The sequence below is a fragment of the Oryzicola mucosus genome (genome assembly GCF_014534685.1).
Classification (GTDB): domain Bacteria; phylum Pseudomonadota; class Alphaproteobacteria; order Rhizobiales; family Rhizobiaceae; genus Oryzicola; species Oryzicola mucosus.
In genome coordinates this window covers 1-18,182 of the sequence record NZ_JACVVX010000003.1, presented here as the reverse complement: position 1 = coordinate 18,182, position 18,182 = coordinate 1, and the positions used below count along the sequence as shown (strand labels likewise).

The following is an 18,182-nucleotide window of genomic DNA, read 5'->3' as shown; positions in this document are numbered from 1 at the left end:
GTCAGAGCGCGTGCAGCCAGGCCATGCGTTCGGCCAGATCCGGCGCGCCGAACGCCAGCGAGCCCATCACCACAGTCTCCGCGCCGGCCTTGTAGAGCAGCGGAACCGTGTTGTCGCGAATGCCGCCATCGGCAGCCAGCAGGATACGGCGTCCAGACGCGGCGATGAGATCCTTAGCCTCGCCGAGGCGGTCGGTCGCCGTCGGGTCAAGCCCCTGTCCCTTGACGCCAATGGCGGTGCCGAGCAGCGTCAGCGCATCGACGCGGCCTAGATAGGGTTTTGCCTCGGCCACCGGCGTCTCGACGCGCAACACCATGCCCGACAACACGCCGTGTTCGCGGATGCGGGCAAGCCCCTCATCCGCCACGCCGCGGTTCTCGACATGGATCGAGATCAGGTCGGCGCCGGCTTCGGCGAACTGGTCGACCTGAGACAGAACGACCTTGTCGTCGGCCATCAGATGCACATGGATCGGCAGGGCGGAATGCGCGCGCACCTTGGCGACCAGATCGGGGAAGAACAGCAATGCCGGCGCAAAATGACCGTCGGCGACGTCGATATGCAGGATATCGGCATGGGCCGCGATGCGGTCGAGATCGTCGGCGAGCCGGATCAGATCGGCGGACCAGAGCGAGTATTCAGCAAGCAGACGATGGCGTGGCAGGTCGGCAAGCCAGGTGGGGCTAGGCATGGTGCAATTCCTTCAGAAAAGCGCTGAAAGCTGTGTGGATTTCGGAGATATAAGCTGACTTGTCGACGCCTTTCGGCGTGATCTCGTTGAAGCGTGCTCCAGGGATGAGCCTGGAAAGCCGCTCGGCATGCGCCATCGGATGAATGGCGTCGAACCAACTGCCGAGCACCAGCGCCGGCGTGTCGAGTGCGCCCAGATCGACCTCGGATATACCGGGACCGTCGGCCGATATCGCGGTCAAAAGCTCCGCCGTCACGGCAATCGGCTTGCGCGCGAAAAAACCGTCTAGCGAGGCGAGATTGTCAGGCGCCGTTTCGACCAATTGGGCGTAAGTGGGGCTCGTCCGGAATGCTGCAATCGCCTCGCCCACCGGCAGACGTCGCAGCAGCGCACCGACCTCCGCATTGGGCGCCATGTTATGAGGAGCGTTTCCGACCACCCAGGCCGGGCGGACCAGCACAAGACCGTGCACCAGATCTGGGCGCGTGACGGCGAGACGCGTGGCAATTGCCGCTCCCATTGAGATGCCGCCGACGATAGCAGGTGCTACACCGAGCGCTTGGATCAGCGCTGCGATATCGTCAGTGAAGGTCGCGATGCTATAGGGCGCCACGGCCTCGGATGCACCATGGCCCCGGCATTCCAGGCTTATCAGCCGCAGAGCGGGCAGATCGGGCACCGCTTCCGCCACTTGGCGGATGTCTCCGCAAAGCCCGTGCTGGAAGACGACAGGCATACCGTCGCCGCCGCTGTCATAGGCAGCGAGAACGCCGCCATCGCGCCGGAATTCGAGGCGACGGAGCCGTTCGGGTTTCATGCCAAGAGTTCCGAAAGGAAGCGCGCCACGTCGGGCGCCTCGTCCGCTGACAGCCCATGCGTGACCAGATCGCCGTCGAAGCCCACGCGGCGCAGGCATTCCAGATAATGCGCATAGTCCAGCACGCCGGTTCCCGCCGTAACGAAATCGCCATTCGCAGCACGATCCTTTGCATGGCCCATGACGATACGGTCGGCCAGCAAGTCGACGGCGTACGACACCACGCGGCGTTGGTCTTCCAGGGTTGTCACCTCAAAAAGGTTGGCGGGGTCGAGCACTACGGCAAGGGCCGGGCTCCGCAGTTCGTCGATCAGCCGGCGTGCCTTGGCGGCCGAATCCACCACATTCGCCAGCTCCGGCTCAATTCCGAGCCGAACGCTATGCCGCTCCGCGATGCGCACCGCCTTTTCCATCTCCGCCCGCATGTCGGCCCAGGCTTCGGCTGTCGCATTGTCCGGGTGGTGTCGCCATTGATCGTCGGGGTCGCGGGTGCCGGTGCACAGCGTAATCAGCGTCGTGCCCATGGCGCCTGCGGCCGCCGCGATGACCTCGAGACGGCGCAAGCCGTCCGCCCGGACGGACGGATCGGGATGCGCCATGTTGTAGGTGCCGGAGACAGCACAAAGACCGATACCTGCCGCCTGCGCTGCGCTGGCCACAGCCTGAGCCTTCTCCGCCGAAATAACGTCTGGCATGGCCGGCAGGCCCGAACATGCCATGTTGTATTGCGCGGTGGCGAAACCCGCTGCGCGCACCTGCGCCAGAACGTCATTCGGGTTGGTGCCCGGAAAGGTCTTTGCGAAAATGCCAAGCCGCATCAGACCTCTCCCGAAACCGCGTCGAGCCGCACAGGCTTCCCGGTCTTGGCGGATTGGGCGATGGCTACCATGGCCCGCACCGAGGCGATGCCGTCCTCAATGTCGGCGCCCAGCATCGGCCCACCGTCCAGAATGACCTCGGCGAAGCCTTCCAACTGGCGGCGGTAGAAATGCCCATCGGCGCCCAGCACGCGGCGTGAGCCGCCTTCGGCTTCGTGGAAGATGTCGACCTCGCTGGACCGGTAGTACCAGGGGTTATAGGTCTTGCCGAGAACCGACCCGTTCTCACCATAAATCTGGAAACCCTCGTGCCAGTCCATGCGGACGGCGACCGTCAGGTCGAGATGTCCGAGGACACCGTTGGCGAAGGCAACGTCGACAAACCAGCAGCGCATGCCGCCGCGATGGCTGTAGCGCGTTTCCACTTCCACGATGTCGCCGGCGAAGAAGCGCGCCGTATCCACGAGATGGCTGCCATGGGCGAGCATATAATAGCGATCGAGATCGGCCTTGGGGTCGCCCGACGGCTTGCGCGCCTGCTTGCTCGTGACGATGAGAGGCTGCACAGCGTCCGTGGCGGCATAACGGTGGGTGGAATCGCAATACCATGCCTTCAGCGCGACCATGTCGCCCATGCCGTCGCGAATGAAATCGCGCGCGGCTTCCAGGCCGGCGTCGAAGCGCTTCATATGGCCGACTTGCAACACCTTGCCGCTCCTGCGCACCGCCTGCCGCAGGCTCTCCACCGCCTCGACCGATGTGCCCAGCGGCTTCTCGCACAGCACATGCTTGCCGGCTTCCAACGCGCGGATCGCAGCAGGTACATGGAAGGCGTCGGAGGTGGCGACGATAACCGCGTCCAGGTCGGGGTCTGCGAGCATGGCGTCGTAGTCGGCGTAGGTGGTGCGCGGCGCATGCGTCGCCGCCATGCGTTCGCGAAGATCGTCGGCGACATCGCAAATGGCATAGAGCTCGGCATTGCGCGCCTTGGTGCAACTTTCAAAATGCGCCGCCTGGGCAATGGGACCGCAGCCCAGTACCCCTACACGCAACAAATGAGCCTGTTTCTTCGGCATAACACACCAATTAATCTGTTAAGTTTGCAAACGTGGTTTCGTTCTCGACCTCAAGACCTGACCGCGGCTCGATATTTGCCGACCACCGCCCCGACCATGGCGTCAACGATACGGCGGGGTAAAGTGTCGGGCGCTCCCTCGCCGGTCGCCAGACCGCCGGTGAACTGTGCGATGATGCCGGGTTCCGGCCTGCCTTCAGCGATGTTGGCGTAGAGGCTTTTCAATGCCGCTTGAAGCGCCGCGCGCGGCCAGTAATAGCGGACGCGGTCGGACAGCCCATACAGCATCATCGCCTCCTCTCGGGGCCCGGCTGCGATATAGGCACGCCAATCGCGCGGATTAGCCTGCATCTCAGCGCGGATCGTCTCGACGAGCCGCGACGGCTTGGCCGGCCGCAGTTCGGCCTCGATATGCGCCAGGGCCACCACTGCTTGGCGAAACGCGAAGGTCAGTTCAGGCCCGACCTTGAGGATCGGGAAATGTGCGGCCACCAGCCCGGCCAAGCCACCAAGGGACTGATAATCGGTGGAGTGCGCCTCGAAGGCCAGGTCATCGAAATCCAGCGCGGTCGCGCTCAGCGCGCGGGTCGGCTCCGGATCGAAGGCAAAAACCTGATCGTTGCCGAAATCCACGCCCGGCTGCACCACCATCGCGATCACGCGGCCGAAAGCAGCATCGAGATTGTGCGCGGCAAAGGCCTCTCGGTGCAGATCGTAGGTGCGTTTCACTGCTTCTGGTCGGGTGACGGCGAGCGTGTCCAGCACCTCCGTTTCGCCGCCGGGAATGGGCACCTCGGTGCCGATGACGTAGCAGAGATCCTCGCCCCCGGCCGCCTCGGAAATGGCGCAAAGCGCGGCGGCGCGCTCCGCCATGGCGTCTTCGCCCAAAACGCCGTCATCGGCACAGGCCATCGATGCATCGAGATGAATCTTAGTGAAACCAGCCTCGACATAGGCTGCCACCATCGCGCGCGCCTTGTCCATCGCGACATCGGCAGGCTCGCCTTTCCACGGATTGGGACCGAGATGATCGCCGCCCAGTATCAGCCGCGCGGGGTCGACGCCTTCGCGCTGCGCCAGCCCCTCGACGAAAGCGCGAAACGCTTTCGGATCCATGCCGGTATATCCGCCGAACTGGTTGACCTGATTGCAGGTCGCCTCGACCAGGATCGGGTCGGTGTCATTGCGGTAGCTTGCAAAAATCGCCGACAGCGTCTCGGGATGTGCTGTGCAATAGGAGGGAATCCCGCGCCGCTTGCCGGCGCGGTTGTCGGCAACGATCTCGCGCAACAGCTCTGTCATACCAGCGTCTCCAAAAAGGCTTCGACTTCGTCGAGGCTGCTGTTGCCTTCCATCGGTCCGACCTTGCCGACCGCCAGCGCGCCAGCCGCATTGGCGCGCTCCAGAGCTTCGCGGAAACCGAAGCGGCCCGAGGTGATCAATGCCACGAAAGTCGCGCAGAAGCAGTCGCCCGCGCCGGTGGGGTCGACGACCTCGACCGCATGCGCATCGAGCATTTCCATAGCGCCGGCTGGGCCGATGCCCTGGCAGCCTTTTGCACCCTTTTTCAGCACCACATAGCGGGCGCCGGCGGCTTGAAGGCGTGGGGCATAGTCCTCGAAGCGCTCGCCCGGGAAGAGCAGATCGGTATCCTCGATGCTCGGCAGCGCGTAGCTCGCCATCGCCAGGATGCGGCGGACGGTGTCGATATAGGTCGAATCCTCCATCAGTTCGACGCGGATGTTGGGATCGAAGGAAATCGCAACGTCTTTGGCATGCAACGCTACGCAGACTTCGAGCGCTGCCGCCGCCATCGCCGGATTGCCGAGACTGGAGCCCGAAATGTGGAACACGCTCACCCCGGCCTTAAGCAACCCTTCGATAGCCTCAGGCGCAGGGGCAAAACGGGCGGCCGCGGAATGCGCCATGTTGAAGACGAAGTCGCGGCTGCCATCGCTGTTGTAGGCAACAAAGGCCGAACCAGTGGGAATTCCTGGCACCGTCCGGATCATGCCCTGTGACACGCCAACGGATACGAGCCGGTCGCGCAAAACAGTGCCGAACGCATCGTCTCCGACGGCGCCGACGAAAATCGTGCTTGCCCCCATGCGCGCGGCCTGATCAATGAAGATAGCCGGCGCGCCGCTGGGATAAGGCCCTTTGTAAGTCGATGCGCGCTTGTGGCGGCTGTCCTTTTCGGTGCAGACGAACTCTACCAGAAGTTCCCCGAGAGAGCCGATCACACCAGACATTTTTTTGACGCTCCATATTTATTATCGCAGGTAAATTTTATTCTTTTCGCGCTGCAAAGATTATTTGACATTGGCCTGTGCCGATGACAGCTATTGAGACGATTGCCTCTCTGCGACAATTGCGTACCGGAGGCCCGAACGGAAGGTAGGATATGACGCGCAAACGCGTGCGCACGATGGAGGAATTTGCGGCTGCCGTCGGCTTGTCGCGCCCGACTGTGTCGAAATACTTCCAGGATCCGTCTTCGGTGCGCCAGCGTGTGCGGGAAAAGATCGAGGTCGGATTGAAGGACACCGGTTTCAGGCCGAACCTGTTTGCCGTCAACCTCAATCGCCGCCGTTCCAAGATCGTCGGGCTGATCTTTCCGAACTCTATGGACCCGTTCTACATGGGTTGGCGCCGGCAACTCGAAGTCGAGGCGACGTCGGCCGGCTATTTGCCTTTCGTGTTTTCGTCCGACGGTCGCGCGGAATTGGAGGCCGAGGCGTTGGAAACGCTCAGTTCGCTCAACGCCGCCGGCGTGATCATGGTGCCTGTGGGGGGCAACACCGCGCATCGCGAGAAGGTCAAGGCGATCGCCAAGCGCAATCCCATCGTCTTCATCGACGCGCCGTTCGACGCGGAAGAAGCCTTTGTCGGTACCAACAACGCCCAATCCATGGCGCTGATCACCGACTATCTCACCCGGTTCGGCGATCGGCCCTGCTATTTCGACATGCCGGCGGTGAACTCCAACGCCAAGGAGCGCCGCGACGCCTACACCGCTACGATGCTGCGGCGCGGGCTGGAGCCCATTCTGGTGCCGATCCAGAGTTCCACCGTCTGGGATTTCGAGCGCTTCGCATTCGATGAAGCCAGCCGCTTCCTGCGCGAGGGCGGCTTTCCCACCAAGATCATCCTGTGCGGCAACGACCGAGTAGCCTTCGGCCTTCTCGCTGCCCTGCAGCAGGCGGGCAAGAAAGTCGGCATTACTCCCGATTGCGATTTGCGCGTCGCCGGCCACGACAATCAACCCCTGTCCGAATATATCTGGCCGCCGCTTACCACCGTCCAGCAGAACGTCACCGAGATGGGAAGGCTCGCCATGAAACTCCTGCTCTCCCGGCTTGAAGCTCCGGAGGGCGCCAAGGGCCAGCGGCGCGCCGAGCACATACTCGTCAACGCCGATCTGGTGCTGCGTTCGTCCGCTTGAGCGGCGAAAATCAGGTTTCAGCCGCCCACCATGAGCTTGACGACCTCGTCATGCGTGGTCTCGGAAATCTTGCGTTCGCCGGCCATCACGCCGCGGCGCAGGACGATGATCCGATCTGAAACGGCGAAGATATCCTGCAGATTGTGCGAGATGAAGATGATGCCGCGGCCCTGCTTCTTGAGCTGATGGATCAGCGAGATCACCTTGCGCTGTTCGGGCACGCCAAGGGCTGCCGTCGGCTCGTCCATGATCAGGATTTGCGCATTCCAGTAGACCGCCCGACCGATGGCAACGGCCTGGCGCTGCCCGCCGGAAAAGTTGCTGACCGGCGCTTCCATGCGCGAGACGTGGAAATCGAGCAGCGCCATGGTGTCGCGCGCCGCATCCGCCATCTTCTTTCGATCGAGAACCGGAATGAAGCCGAGTTTCCGGGTCATTGGCTCGCGGCCCAGGAAGATGTTGGCGCCGATCGACAGATTGTCGGCAAGCGCGAGATCCTGGTAGATGGTCTCGATGCCCTTGTCGCGCGCCTCCTGCGGCGTCGCGAAGCTGACGGGCTCGCCCTTGAGCTTGACCTCGCCCGATGACGGGCGGAACACGCCGGAGATCGTCTTGATCAGCGTCGTCTTGCCCGCTCCATTATCGCCGGCAAGGGCTACCACCTCGCCCGGCTGGATGACCATCGAGAAATCGTCCAGTGCGCGCACCGCGCCGAAATGCTTGGACAGATTGTTGACCTCGAGAAGAGGCTGGGTCCCGCTATTCATCCTGGCGACCTCCGCTGAACCGGCGCTGGGCCTGATCGATAAGCACCGAGATGATGATGACGACGCCCACGCTTATGAACTGCCAGAACGGCTCGACGTTGACGAAAACCAGGCCGTACTGGATCACGGCGATAACGAACGCGCCCGCGACCGTTCCGATGATGGTGCCCGAACCACCGAACAGGCTGGCGCCGCCGATGACGACAGCAGCCACCGAGTCGAGCAGCAGCGGCTCGCCCGCTTGCGCCGCGCCCGCATTGAAACGAGCAGCGTAAAGCACGCCGGCGAGGCCCGCGCAGGCTGCCGAGAGAATATAAAGGCGCAGCAGATGCGATTTGATGTTGATGCCGCAGCGCGACGCGGCCTTCACATTGGCGCCGATGGCGTAGTTGTGCTGGCCGAAGCGGGTCTGTCCCAGCAAATAGTGCATGCCCAGCACGAAGATCGCCGTGATGATGACAATATAGGGCACGTTGAAGATGCGGCCGTTGCCGATGGTGGCAAAGAAGGAATTGCTGACCGGAACTGTCGTGCCGCCGGCCAGCAGAAAGGCCACGCCTCGCGCCACGCCGAACATGCCGAGCGTACCGATAAAGGGTGGAACCTTGAGCCGTGAAACAAGAAGGCCATTGATGACCCCGGGAATGCAGGCGACCGCGACGGCAACGATTGCGCCGAGTAGAACCGCCAGCGGCAGACCCAGGCCAGGGGTGAATGTGTTGATGGCATGCGCTGCGACGACCGCTGCGAGCCCCATGATGAAGCCCATCGACAGGTCGATGCCGCCAGAGATGATGACGAAGGTCTGGCCGGTGGCAAGAAGCAACGGCGCGACTGCGAAGATCGCGATCGACTGCAGGTTGAAGCCGTTGAAGATGAAGGTTCCGCCGAAGCTCAGACGGGACCAGCTTTCGAAGCCGATGATCAGCACGGCGAGGAACAGCCATGCCCGCAGATCAGCGATGCGCTGTACGACGGTCTTGGCGCGATCGGCATGGTCCGCCTGAGGCTTCACATGCTCGCCTTCCGCCGGCGCGTTGACTTGTGATGACGTCATGATTTTACCTTGCAGGCGCGCATCATCGACGCCGCGCTTGGAGAAGGAAAAGGCAAAGCGGCCTTTCGGCAGAACCGAAAGGCCGCTTGGTCGGTTAGTCCGAGTAGATGTACTTGGCGACTTCCGGATCAGCCACATTGGCCTTGTCGATCACGGTGAAGCCGGTGCCGATTGAAACCGGAATGGACTGGCCGGTCAGGTGGGCATAGGCCGACACGACGCCGTAATAGCCGATTTCGGCGGGGTGCTGGGCGATGGCCACGTCGACGAGACCGGCATTGATGTTGTCCACGATCGAGGTCGGTGCGTCGAAGGCGACGACCCTGACCTTACCGGTCTGGCCGGCCTGCTGCACGCCGTTGCCGGCGCCGAGAGCGGAGAACAGGTTGGCGCCGAACACGCCCTTGAGGTCGGAGTTACGGGCAAAAACCGCCTGAAGCTGGCTGGCCGCCTTGTTCGCATCATTGTCGTTGAACTGTGTTTCCAGAACGGTGACGTTCGGGAACGCTTCCTTCATTTCCGCCTTGAAGCCCTCTTCGCGCTGGTCGGTCGTGGAGATGCCGGGCTTGACGTTGGAGACGTAGACCTTGCCTTCGCCGCCAATGGCATTGGCAAGTGCACGCGCCGCCATGCGGCCGCCGAGCACGTTGTCGGATGCGATGTAGGACAGCGGGAAGTCCGCGTTGCCGTCGCCGGTCTGGTACTTGCCGGTGCCGATGAACGTATCGACGGTGATCACCGGAATGCCGGCATCATGCGCCTTGCGCAGCGGCTCGACCAGCTGGGTGGTGTCTGTCGGCGCAATCAGGATGGCCGATGGCTGGCGGGCGATGACAGCGTCGAGCACCGGCACCTGGAGCACCGGGTTGAAGTCCGGCGCGCCCTGGAACACCAGTTCTACGCCAAGCGCATCGGCGGCGGCCTGCGCGCCCTTGCGCATCGTGATGTAGAAGGCGTCTGTGGTGAGGCCCGGCACGAGGGCGACGGTGTATTTCTTGTCTTGGGCAAAAGCTCCGGTCATGCCGGTGAAGCCGATAGCGGCGGCCAGCGCAGTCGCAGTGGCAGCCTTGAGAATAGTACGACGCTCCATGGTTTCCTCCCTGAATGAGCGTTTCTACTACGCGTCAGCTGAACGTCGAATTTGTTCGCTCAGTTGACGTATCATCGTTTTATCGCAGGCATAACGTCAAGTGCAATTTATTACTGAAACGCATTTCAACGCATTGCAAGCAATAAATAACAACAGAGCTGCTTGGTGTCTGACGTCAGCTGAAGTCCGGGGTGACGCTCTCCTCACAGACCCGCGGCCCTCCAATCGCGGTTCCCACCGCGCAACAGCGCAGAGGCGTTGTGCTGATTAGCGTGCAGGATACGCAGGCTGTCAATCGTTTAATGCGCGGAAATATGAAATTTTACGCGAAGAAACATTTGGCCGCGGGAAGCGGCAGTCCTCAGGCGATGCAGGATGGCTCAGACAGCCTCGATGATTGCCTTCGCAGTACGTGCGTCGGTCACCAGAGCGCTGATGAACCCTGCCCTCGCGGCGTTGATAATCGCTTTTGCCTTTTCAGGTCCGATTGCGACGGCGATGACGAGAGGCGCGCGCCGCAGTTGCTCCGGCGATGCGCATATCATGTGGTTTTCACCGTCCCAATGGATCAGCTTTCCCTCGGCATCGAAATAGTGGCGGATCACATCGCCCACCGCACTGACCAGCGCCTGCTCGCTTGGCGTCGCAGCACTCGCTTCTGGCGAGTTCATGGCATGCGGCAGCCCAACGCCGACGACCGCCGCGTCGATCCGGTCCCACAGCGCCACACTGTCGGCAATGGTGGGATCGGAAAGGAAAGCATCGCGCGTCGCGGCGGACGGCAGATAGGGCGCGTGCACGAAATGCGGCGTCCCGCCCATCTGCTCGGCGGCGCGGCGGACGAACTCGTTGACCTGGAAATGCGCCGCATGCTGCTGCATCCCGCCAGTGGCCGGAACCGTCAGGATGCCGGGTATCGACGGCAGTCCGGCCTCGACCACCGCGCGCACCGCCCTGCCCCAGCCGATCGCCAGCACCGATCCTGCATGAAGGCCGGCCTGCAACAGGAACTCCCCAACCGGCGCGGCGAGCGTTGCGAGCGCATTGGCGGCCGGCGCTTCGACGACCGCAGCGCGTTTCAACCCAAGCTGCGAAACCAGTTCTGCACCCAAAGCATCCGGCGCGACGAGATCGGGAATTTCGATCCGCACAATGCCATCCGCCCTCGCCCGTTGCAGCAGGCGCGAGATCGTCGCCGTCGACACGCCGATGCGCTTGGCGATGTCGACCTGGCTCATCTCGGCCTCGTAGTGCATCTTGGCGACGCTATGCAACAAGGCGCGGGTCGCGCCTTGATCGGAAGAAGGCGGCAGCGGCAGCTTGAAATTCCTTTCTGCAATATGCTACAGTCAACGGCAAGACGCGACGTTAGCATGGAATGGCCCCGCCTTGGCAATTGCCCGCGGGAGAAAACACAATCGGGAGAAACGAACATCATGGCACGGATGACGACAGCCGAATTGCGCGGTTACCAGCAGATTTGCGACGAGAACGGAGCGATGATGGTCATCGCCTGCGACCAGCGCGGCGGCATGCGTACGCTTCTCGCCAGCGATCCCGCCGAGCAGGCCAAGATCGGCAACGACGTGCTTGGCCTGACCAAGGCCGACATTGCCAAATATCTGGCCAGCAAGGCCACCTGCGTACTGGTAGACCCGATCTGCGCGGTGCCGCAGCTCGTCGACGACGGCGTGCTCGACCGCAGCACGGCCCTTCTCATCGGCCTCGACGCGTCCGGCTGGGACACCTCGCCGGAGGGCTATCGGCTGTCCAAGATGGTTGAGGGCGTCACCGCACGCCGTGTGCGCGAACTCGGCGGCACCGGTGGCAAGATCATGATCTACCTGCGCTCCGACACGCCGGCGGCGAACACTGCCAACCTCGCAATTCTCGACGAGGTCATCGCCGATTTCGCCAAGGAAGACCTGCTTCTGGTGGTCGAGTTTCTGACCTATCAGCTCGAAGGCGAAAGCAAGGAAGACTACGCCGCGAAATTGCCGGAACTGATCCAGGGCGGCTCGCGCCTCTGCCTCGACCACGGCTCCAAACTGCTCAAGATCCCCTATCCGGGCTCGCCGGAATCCTGCGCGGCGATCACCGCCATGTCGGGCGAGGTGCCTTGGGCGGTTTTGTCGGCGGGCGTTGACCACAAGACGTTTCTCGGCCAGGTCGATACGGCCATGGCCAATGGCGCATCGGGCGTCATTGCCGGCCGCGCGCTGTGGAAGGACTGCATTTCGCTCGACCGCGCGGTCACCCGCGAAAAGCTCGAGACGATTGCTGTTCCGCGTCTGCGAGAAATCCAGGAGGTGATTGCCCGTCACCTTTCGTCGCGTAAGCAGGCAGCCTGATTTCATGCAGCCCATGGCCGTCAGCGTGGATATCGGCGGCACCAACCTGCGCGCGGCGCGCGTGGGGAGCGACGGCGCCATTTTGGCCCGTGCCCGCGCCTCCAGCTCGTCCGATCCGCAGGACGTTCTGGAGCGGCTCATGTCGCTCATCGCCGAGGTCGACCATCCCGATGTCGCGGCCATAGGCATCGGCGTTCCCGGCCGCGTCGATTTCGCCGCGCAGACAATGGTGTCGGGCGGGTATGTCGACCTGTCCAAGGTTCCGCTCGCCTCCACGCTCGCCACCCGCTTCGCCCGCTCCGTCACCATAGACAACGATGCCACCATGGCCCTGCTCGGCGAGGTAGCCTGCGGTGCGGCGCGCGGCGTAAAAAACGTCGTCATGCTGACCATCGGCACCGGTATTGGCGGCGCGATTCTGGACAAGGGTGCTGTGCTGCGCGGACGCATGAGCGCCGGCCAACTCGGCCATATCGTGGTCGATCCGAACGGCTTGCAGTGCCTGTGCGGACGGCGCGGCTGCGTCGAAACGATGAGCTCCGGCACTGCCTTGCGGCGCCACATCAAGGAGGCCGGCTGGCCCGACGACACCACCGCCCGCATCCTGCTCGACAAAAGCGTCGCAGGCGATGTCCAGGCGCGCGCTGTCCTGGAAGCCTGGGCGGGCCCGCTTCGACAGGCACTCGATTCCCTGGTCGCAGCCTTCGACCCAGAGCTCATCGTTCTGGGTGGCGGGTTGGGCCGTGAGGCCGCGGAAGCGTTGAAGCTTATCCCCGTATCGACAGGCTGGTATCGGTGCGACGTGGCGGGCGCCGAGCTCGGCGACGACGCCGGCGTGATCGGGGCCGGTTTGGCCGCGTTGGACGCCTTGCGTCCCGGCAAGCGGCTGGTGATGGTCAATGGTGTCCCCGCCAGCGGCAAGAGCACGGTCGCGAAACGGCTTTCGGCCGAGACCGGCTGGCCGCTTTTTGCGCTCGACACGGTCAAGAATCCATTTCTCGCGGAAATCGGCACCGTCGACCGCCCGTTCAACCGGGTGCTCGGCCGCGCCAGCTACAAGGCGATCTTTGCGCTGATCGAAGAGGCACCGGCGAACGGCACTTTCATCGTCGACGCATGGTTCGGCTTCCAGCCGAAAGACATGCTCGAAGTTTTGATTGCGGAATCCGGCATCGCAGAGGTCATCGAAATCTGGTGCCACGCGGATCCGGATGCGGTGGCCGCACGTTACCGCAGGCGCGCCAAACGCCGCCTCCCCGGCCACCCCGGCGCCGAATATGCCGACGAATTGCGGGAACTCGCAACCCGCGCCGAACCCATGCGCATCGGGCCTGTCTTGGACGTGGATACGGAATGGCCGCTGGACATGGCGCGCGTTCACGCCTTCGTTTCGGGCGCTGCGGGATAGTCGTGCGAACCCCACCGCCCTACCGGTCGCGTTCGTATTAAATCATCGCGCCGCCATGCTTGCGACGAGGTCGCTGAACCTCTCGCCCTGAACGCCGACATGCGCCTGCAGCAATTTGCGGGCCGCTTCCCCGTCGCCGGCGAAGATGACATCGACAATGGCGCAATGTTCCGAAAAGGACGTCGACAACCGGTTGCGGACGCGCAGTTGCAAGCGTCGATAAGGGCGTAAGCGTTGATGCAATTGGGCGCACTGCTCGGCAAGGTAGTCGCTTCGGCTTGCCGCGTAGATAGCTTTATGAAACTCTTCGTTGTCATAGTAGTAGGCGTCGCTGTCACCGGCGCCGGCCGATCGTTCACAACGGTCGTGGGCCGTCGCAATTGCTTCCCGAGAGTCACTGTCCAGCCGTCGAGCGGCTAGCGATCCGGCCATGCCCTCAAGTTCCGCCATGACCTCGAACATCTCGTAGACCCGGCGCGGCGGCAGGTCGACCACCACCGCACTACGGCGTGGACGGATCTCTATCAGTCCAATAGCGCCCAGTTGCATCAAGGCCTCGCGAACCGGCGTGCGCGACACGCCGAAGCGATTGGCCAGCGCCGTCTCATCAAGACGGGTACCAGGTCCGAGCTCGTTAGAAAGAATGGCGTTTTCTATCTCGTCTCGGAGCCATCGACCGGCATTCTCAGACATACAACTCACTTCCATCTTACAAAAATCGAGCTTATGTATACAATATTATTGTGCTCGCGTACAAATCGTGGGATTTTTGATGATACCGATGGGAAGCCGCCATTTCTGACCTCACCAAACCATCGGACTGGAAAGGAGGAGAATGGCGTGGCTGAGAGCTCTTTCTTCACCGACATGCTGCAAAGCATAACGGATCGCGGGCGCCAGCTACTCTTTTCAGGCTCGCGTAGCCCGCAGGTCGCAACCGAAGTGGACCTTCGGACACTTTGCGAAATGCTGCTGTCAAGCCGCGGCGAGGCATCGGGCATGGCGCTCGCGGCCGAGATATTGGAGCGCTGGAGCGCGCTTTCCAGCGACGATACGCAGTCATTCCTTCACATGCTCTATGAGAATTTCGGACCCGACGAGACGCAGCTCGACGCTGCGATTGATCACTACAGGATGGAGAAGAGTTCTGCCGCAGTCACTTCCCTTCACCGGGCAGCTGAACCACGACGACAAGAACTCCTGCGCAGGCTGAATTATGCGCCAAATGGGACGGCCAAGCTTGTCCAGATGCGTCAACGGCTGCTTGCCACCAAAGCAAAGACCGCCGAATACGAAGCGCTCGACGCCGACTTCGTCCATCTTTTCGGTTCGTGGTTCAACCGCGGCTTTCTCACACTCCGGCCGATAGATTGGACGACGCCGGCATATATCCTTGAGAAGATCATCCAGTACGAGGCCGTGCATGAAATCGCGGGCTGGGACGAACTCCGCCGTCGCCTGGCACCGGCGGACCGTCGCTGTTTCGCGTTCTTCCATCCCCGATTGGCCGACGAACCGCTCGTGTTCGTGGAGGTAGCGCTTACCCAATCCGTGCCGGGAGCGATCAAGAACGTCCTCGACGAGGGCAGAGAGCAAATCGCCGCCGACGAGGCGACCACAGCCGTCTTCTATTCGATTTCCAACTGCCAGGACGGCTTGCGCGGGATCTCGTTCGGGAACTTCCTGATCAAGCAGGTGGTCGAAGACCTGCGCAAAGACCTGACGGGTCTGAGAAATTTCGTCACCCTCTCGCCCGTTCCAGGTTTTGCCCGGTGGCTTGCCCAAGCACGCGCCGGGACCGTCAACCCGCTTTTGTCGGACGCGGCGCAGGAAACACTATTGCTTCTTGACGACCCGAACTGGGTCAAAAGCGAGAGCAACAGGACCGAGGTGGAGCGTGTGCTGATGCCACTCGCGGCGCGCTATTTCCTGACCGAACGAACGGCGGAAAACCGGCCTGTCGACCCGGTGGCTCGCTTCCATCTTGGAAACGGCGCTCGATTGGAAAAACTGAACTTCCTGGGTGACCGCTCACCCAAGGCGATGAAACAGGCGCACGGCTTGATGGTCAATTACCTCTACAAGCTCGACGATATCGTCGCCAACCACGAGGCCATGGCGCAGCGCGGAGAGGTAATCGCCTCTCCTTCCGTCAAGAACTTGCTCAACGAAACCGATGAAAGCCGCCGCGCCGGCAACGGCAATCAGGGTTCAAGAGCCTTCGCACAGATAAAGAACTCAGCATTGGGAGGAGGGAGACAATGAGCAACCATCTTTTCGACGCGATACGGGCCGCCGCGCCAGGTGACGCGCCATTCCTCCATGTCAATGGAAGCCGCACATGGACGTATGATGATGCGCTGGCCCTGTCAGGGCGCATGGCGAGTGCATTGGAAACGCTTGGCGTCCGCCCGGGCGACCGGGTTGCGGTGCAGGTCGAGAAAAGTGCGGAGGCGCTGATCCTCTATCTCGCTTGTGTCCGTAGCGGCGCCATTTATCTGCCGCTCAACACGGCCTATACGCTGACCGAACTCGACTATTTCATCGGCGACGCCGAGCCCAAGCTCGTAGTGGTTTCCCCGGCAGCGCGAGACGGCGTCGAGCCGGTAGCAAAGCCTCATGGTGCGATGGTCGAGACACTCGACGATGACGGTACGGGTTCGCTGCTCGATCTCGCACGCGACGAACCGGCTGACTTCAGCAACGCTCAGCGCTCCGAAGACGATCTAGCGGCAATCCTTTATACCTCTGGAACAACGGGACGCTCCAAAGGGGCGATGCTCAGTCACGGCAATCTGCTCTCGAACGCGTTGACGCTGAAAGACTATTGGCGCGTCACCGGCGACGATCGGTTGATTCACGCTCTGCCGATTTTCCACACCCACGGGCTCTTCGTCGCCACCAACGTCACCTTGCTCGCCGGCGCGTCAATGTTCCTTTTGTCGAAATTCGACCCGGAGGTCGTTCTGTCGCTGATGCCGAAGGCGACGATGCTGATGGGCGTGCCGACCTTCTACGTTCGCCTGCTGCAGAGCACGCGGCTCGACAGGCAGACGACCGCCAACATGCGTCTCTTTATTTCCGGTTCGGCTCCACTGCTTGCGGAAACGCATACCGAGTTCCAGGCAAGAACCGGTCATGCGATCCTCGAACGCTACGGCATGACCGAGACCAACATGAACACATCCAACCCTTATGCGGGAAAGCGATTTGCCGGAACGGTCGGCTTTCCGCTGCCGGGGGTGACGGTACGCGTCACCGATCCCGCCAGCGGAGCCGTGCTCCCTCAGGACGAAACCGGCATGATCGAGATCAAAGGACCGAACGTCTTCAAGGGTTACTGGCGCATGCCGGAGAAGACGGCGGCGGAATTTACCGCGGATGGGTTCTTTATCAGCGGCGATCTCGGCAAGATCGATGGTGACGGCTATCTCCACATCGTGGGTCGCAGCAAAGACCTCGTGATTTCAGGTGGATACAACATCTATCCGAAGGAAGTCGAAACCGAGATAGACCTGCTCGAAGGCGTGGTCGAAAGTGCGGTCATCGGTATTCCTCATCCCGATTTTGGCGAGGGCGTCACGGCTGTCGTCGTGCGCAAGCCAAACGCCGCCGTGGACGAAAAAACCATAGCTGTCGCACTTCACGACCGTCTTGCGCGCTACAAGCAGCCCAAGCGAATTATCTTCGCCGATGACCTGCCGCGCAACACCATGGGCAAGGTTCAGAAGAACATACTTCGGCAGCAATATGCCGACCTTTACGCGATTTCATGAGATAAAAGCGTGTAATCAGGAGGGAAGCGGCTAGCCATTTCACGAATTGAGGACCTACTGCGCATGAGGCTTCGGAGGGCGGAGAATTATCTGCATTGAGATCTTATCCATACCGATGTTGATCGGCATGCTCGTCATCGCAACCATTCAGCCGAACAACCTGGGCTAACCCGCCACTAGCGCCTTCTCGACATCCGAAATCGAGTGGCCGGTAAGGTCCTTTGCAATCTCGCCGAGAAGAACGGCAGACAGCGCCTTGTGATAATGTTTACGCATCTCGCCCAGCGCGCGGGGTGCTGCGACGATAACCAGTTTGTCGATCTTTCCGCTGAGCGCCTTTTGATTGAGATCGCGAACGATGCCGGCAGAAAACTGGTCTTCTTCGGCCTGTCCGTGATCGGGGTTGGCAGCGCTCGCCTGTCGGCCCGTGCTTGTGCCTGGATCTGTGTCGACGGCGTCGGATGGAACTGCGATCAGCTTCAATCCTGCCTCGTCGCCCGTATTGCGGAACAGATTGAGCTTTTCGCCGTCGGCAACGGCGATTGTCGTACCCTTGGGTAGCATCATGAGAGGTCTCCAGATTGTCGCGAGGCCGATAGCCCTGCGGAGTGGGACAACTGCCGCGCAGGAAACAAGTTCCGACCTTGATTACCTGTGACGCCCTTCTCGAGCCACCAAGTTTGGCTCCCACGGCTTGTACATCGTGAATCAATACGCGGCATGCCTATCGAAACAGGCATGCCGCGTCAGCTCACAATGGCGTTTTAAAGCGTGTCGCACTTAATCGGCCTCATATCCGGCAGCCTTGAAAAAGTTTCGGCATTGTGTTGGGTCGAAGAGGTCACAGATATCGCCGATTGCATGGCATAGGGCGTCGAACGTTCGCG

At 61.9% G+C, this 18,182-nt stretch carries 17 protein-coding genes; 5 read left to right on the top strand and 12 right to left on the bottom strand.

Going from position 1 to position 18,182, the window contains the following annotated elements:
- Position 1: 1 nt before the first annotated feature.
- From ICI42_RS10385 to ICI42_RS10360, 6 genes are read right to left on the bottom strand one after another with little or no spacing between them, the layout of a single operon-like run.
- Complete coding sequence (locus tag ICI42_RS10385; RefSeq protein ID WP_188164514.1) at positions 2-691, bottom strand: ribulose-phosphate 3-epimerase; 690 nt, start codon at positions 689-691, stop codon at positions 2-4.
- Entirely contained in the window at positions 684-1,508 is an 825-nt protein-coding gene (locus ICI42_RS10380) for an alpha/beta fold hydrolase (protein WP_188164513.1), read from the bottom strand. Before ICI42_RS10380 ends, ICI42_RS10385 begins: the two co-directional genes overlap by 8 nt.
- Positions 1,505-2,326, bottom strand: a complete 822-nt coding sequence (locus tag ICI42_RS10375; protein WP_188164512.1) for a sugar phosphate isomerase/epimerase family protein — start codon at positions 2,324-2,326, stop codon at positions 1,505-1,507. Before ICI42_RS10375 ends, ICI42_RS10380 begins: the two co-directional genes overlap by 4 nt.
- A complete protein-coding gene (locus tag ICI42_RS10370) occupies positions 2,326-3,402 on the bottom strand; it encodes a Gfo/Idh/MocA family protein (protein WP_188164511.1) in 1,077 nt (358 codons plus the stop codon). Before ICI42_RS10370 ends, ICI42_RS10375 begins: the two co-directional genes overlap by 1 nt.
- A gap of 50 nt (positions 3,403-3,452) precedes the next feature.
- On the bottom strand, positions 3,453-4,703 hold the full coding sequence (locus tag ICI42_RS10365; RefSeq protein ID WP_188164510.1) for a class II D-tagatose-bisphosphate aldolase non-catalytic subunit: 1,251 nt from the start codon (positions 4,701-4,703) through the stop codon (positions 3,453-3,455).
- Entirely contained in the window at positions 4,700-5,653 is a 954-nt protein-coding gene (locus tag ICI42_RS10360) for a sugar kinase (protein WP_188164509.1), read from the bottom strand. Before ICI42_RS10360 ends, ICI42_RS10365 begins: the two co-directional genes overlap by 4 nt.
- Positions 5,654-5,829: 176 nt before the next feature.
- Between ICI42_RS10360 and ICI42_RS10355 the strand changes: the two genes are divergently transcribed.
- Positions 5,830-6,846, top strand: coding sequence for a LacI family DNA-binding transcriptional regulator (locus ICI42_RS10355; RefSeq protein WP_188165035.1), 1,017 nt, complete (start codon positions 5,830-5,832; stop codon positions 6,844-6,846).
- Positions 6,847-6,863: 17 nt separating this feature from the next.
- Here ICI42_RS10355 and ICI42_RS10350 read toward each other — a convergent pair whose 3' ends face one another.
- The 4 genes from ICI42_RS10350 to ICI42_RS10335 form a co-directional block, all read right to left on the bottom strand.
- A complete protein-coding gene (locus tag ICI42_RS10350) occupies positions 6,864-7,613 on the bottom strand; it encodes an ATP-binding cassette domain-containing protein (protein WP_188164508.1) in 750 nt (249 codons plus the stop codon).
- Positions 7,606-8,670 carry an ABC transporter permease subunit gene (locus ICI42_RS10345; protein WP_188164507.1) on the bottom strand — a complete coding sequence of 355 codons (1,065 nt, stop codon included), beginning with the start codon at positions 8,668-8,670 and terminating at the stop codon, positions 7,606-7,608. The genes ICI42_RS10350 and ICI42_RS10345 overlap by 8 nt, the downstream gene beginning before the upstream one ends.
- Before the next feature lie 94 nt (positions 8,671-8,764).
- On the bottom strand, positions 8,765-9,760 hold the full coding sequence (locus ICI42_RS10340) for an ABC transporter substrate-binding protein (protein ID WP_188164506.1): 996 nt from the start codon (positions 9,758-9,760) through the stop codon (positions 8,765-8,767).
- 380 nt (positions 9,761-10,140) lie between these two features.
- The gene (locus tag ICI42_RS10335; protein WP_188164505.1) at positions 10,141-11,037 is read right to left on the bottom strand and encodes a sugar-binding transcriptional regulator; all 897 of its coding nucleotides are present in this window, start codon (positions 11,035-11,037) and stop codon (positions 10,141-10,143) included.
- 159 nt (positions 11,038-11,196) lie between these two features.
- Between ICI42_RS10335 and ICI42_RS10330 the strand changes: the two genes are divergently transcribed.
- Both ICI42_RS10330 and ICI42_RS10325 read left to right on the top strand, forming a co-directional pair.
- The gene (locus ICI42_RS10330) at positions 11,197-12,111 is read left to right on the top strand and encodes a tagatose-bisphosphate aldolase (protein WP_188164504.1); all 915 of its coding nucleotides are present in this window, start codon (positions 11,197-11,199) and stop codon (positions 12,109-12,111) included.
- Positions 12,112-12,115: 4 nt separating this feature from the next.
- Entirely contained in the window at positions 12,116-13,519 is a 1,404-nt protein-coding gene (locus ICI42_RS10325; RefSeq protein WP_188164503.1) for an ROK family protein, read from the top strand.
- Positions 13,520-13,561: 42 nt separating this feature from the next.
- Here ICI42_RS10325 and ICI42_RS10320 read toward each other — a convergent pair whose 3' ends face one another.
- Positions 13,562-14,212, bottom strand: a complete 651-nt coding sequence (locus ICI42_RS10320; RefSeq protein WP_188164502.1) for a GntR family transcriptional regulator — start codon at positions 14,210-14,212, stop codon at positions 13,562-13,564.
- Positions 14,213-14,359: 147 nt separating this feature from the next.
- Between ICI42_RS10320 and ICI42_RS10315 the strand changes: the two genes are divergently transcribed.
- Complete coding sequence (locus ICI42_RS10315) at positions 14,360-15,784, top strand: malonyl-CoA decarboxylase (RefSeq protein ID WP_188165034.1); 1,425 nt, start codon at positions 14,360-14,362, stop codon at positions 15,782-15,784.
- Positions 15,781-17,295: a malonate--CoA ligase gene (locus ICI42_RS10310; RefSeq protein ID WP_188164501.1), complete on the top strand. Its 1,515-nt coding sequence runs from the start codon at positions 15,781-15,783 to the stop codon at positions 17,293-17,295. Before ICI42_RS10315 ends, ICI42_RS10310 begins: the two co-directional genes overlap by 4 nt.
- Positions 17,296-17,460: 165 nt before the next feature.
- Here ICI42_RS10310 and ICI42_RS10305 read toward each other — a convergent pair whose 3' ends face one another.
- Positions 17,461-17,862, bottom strand: coding sequence for a host attachment family protein (locus ICI42_RS10305; RefSeq protein ID WP_188164500.1), 402 nt, complete (start codon positions 17,860-17,862; stop codon positions 17,461-17,463).
- Positions 17,863-18,182: the final 320 nt, after the last annotated feature.

Coding starts and splice junctions, on each gene's coding strand:
- ICI42_RS10385 (WP_188164514.1), bottom strand. CDS start 691: ATGCCTAGCCCCACCTGGCTTGCCGACCTGCCACGCCATCGTCTGCTT.
- ICI42_RS10380 (WP_188164513.1), bottom strand. CDS start 1,508: ATGAAACCCGAACGGCTCCGTCGCCTCGAATTCCGGCGCGATGGCGGC.
- ICI42_RS10375 (WP_188164512.1), bottom strand. CDS start 2,326: ATGCGGCTTGGCATTTTCGCAAAGACCTTTCCGGGCACCAACCCGAAT.
- ICI42_RS10370 (WP_188164511.1), bottom strand. CDS start 3,402: ATGCCGAAGAAACAGGCTCATTTGTTGCGTGTAGGGGTACTGGGCTGC.
- ICI42_RS10365 (WP_188164510.1), bottom strand. CDS start 4,703: ATGACAGAGCTGTTGCGCGAGATCGTTGCCGACAACCGCGCCGGCAAG.
- ICI42_RS10360 (WP_188164509.1), bottom strand. CDS start 5,653: ATGTCTGGTGTGATCGGCTCTCTCGGGGAACTTCTGGTAGAGTTCGTC.
- ICI42_RS10355 (WP_188165035.1), top strand. CDS start 5,830: ATGGAGGAATTTGCGGCTGCCGTCGGCTTGTCGCGCCCGACTGTGTCG.
- ICI42_RS10350 (WP_188164508.1), bottom strand. CDS start 7,613: ATGAATAGCGGGACCCAGCCTCTTCTCGAGGTCAACAATCTGTCCAAG.
- ICI42_RS10345 (WP_188164507.1), bottom strand. CDS start 8,670: ATGACGTCATCACAAGTCAACGCGCCGGCGGAAGGCGAGCATGTGAAG.
- ICI42_RS10340 (WP_188164506.1), bottom strand. CDS start 9,760: ATGGAGCGTCGTACTATTCTCAAGGCTGCCACTGCGACTGCGCTGGCC.
- ICI42_RS10330 (WP_188164504.1), top strand. CDS start 11,197: ATGGCACGGATGACGACAGCCGAATTGCGCGGTTACCAGCAGATTTGC.
- ICI42_RS10325 (WP_188164503.1), top strand. CDS start 12,116: ATGCAGCCCATGGCCGTCAGCGTGGATATCGGCGGCACCAACCTGCGC.
- ICI42_RS10320 (WP_188164502.1), bottom strand. CDS start 14,212: ATGTCTGAGAATGCCGGTCGATGGCTCCGAGACGAGATAGAAAACGCC.
- ICI42_RS10310 (WP_188164501.1), top strand. CDS start 15,781: ATGAGCAACCATCTTTTCGACGCGATACGGGCCGCCGCGCCAGGTGAC.
- ICI42_RS10305 (WP_188164500.1), bottom strand. CDS start 17,862: ATGATGCTACCCAAGGGTACGACAATCGCCGTTGCCGACGGCGAAAAG.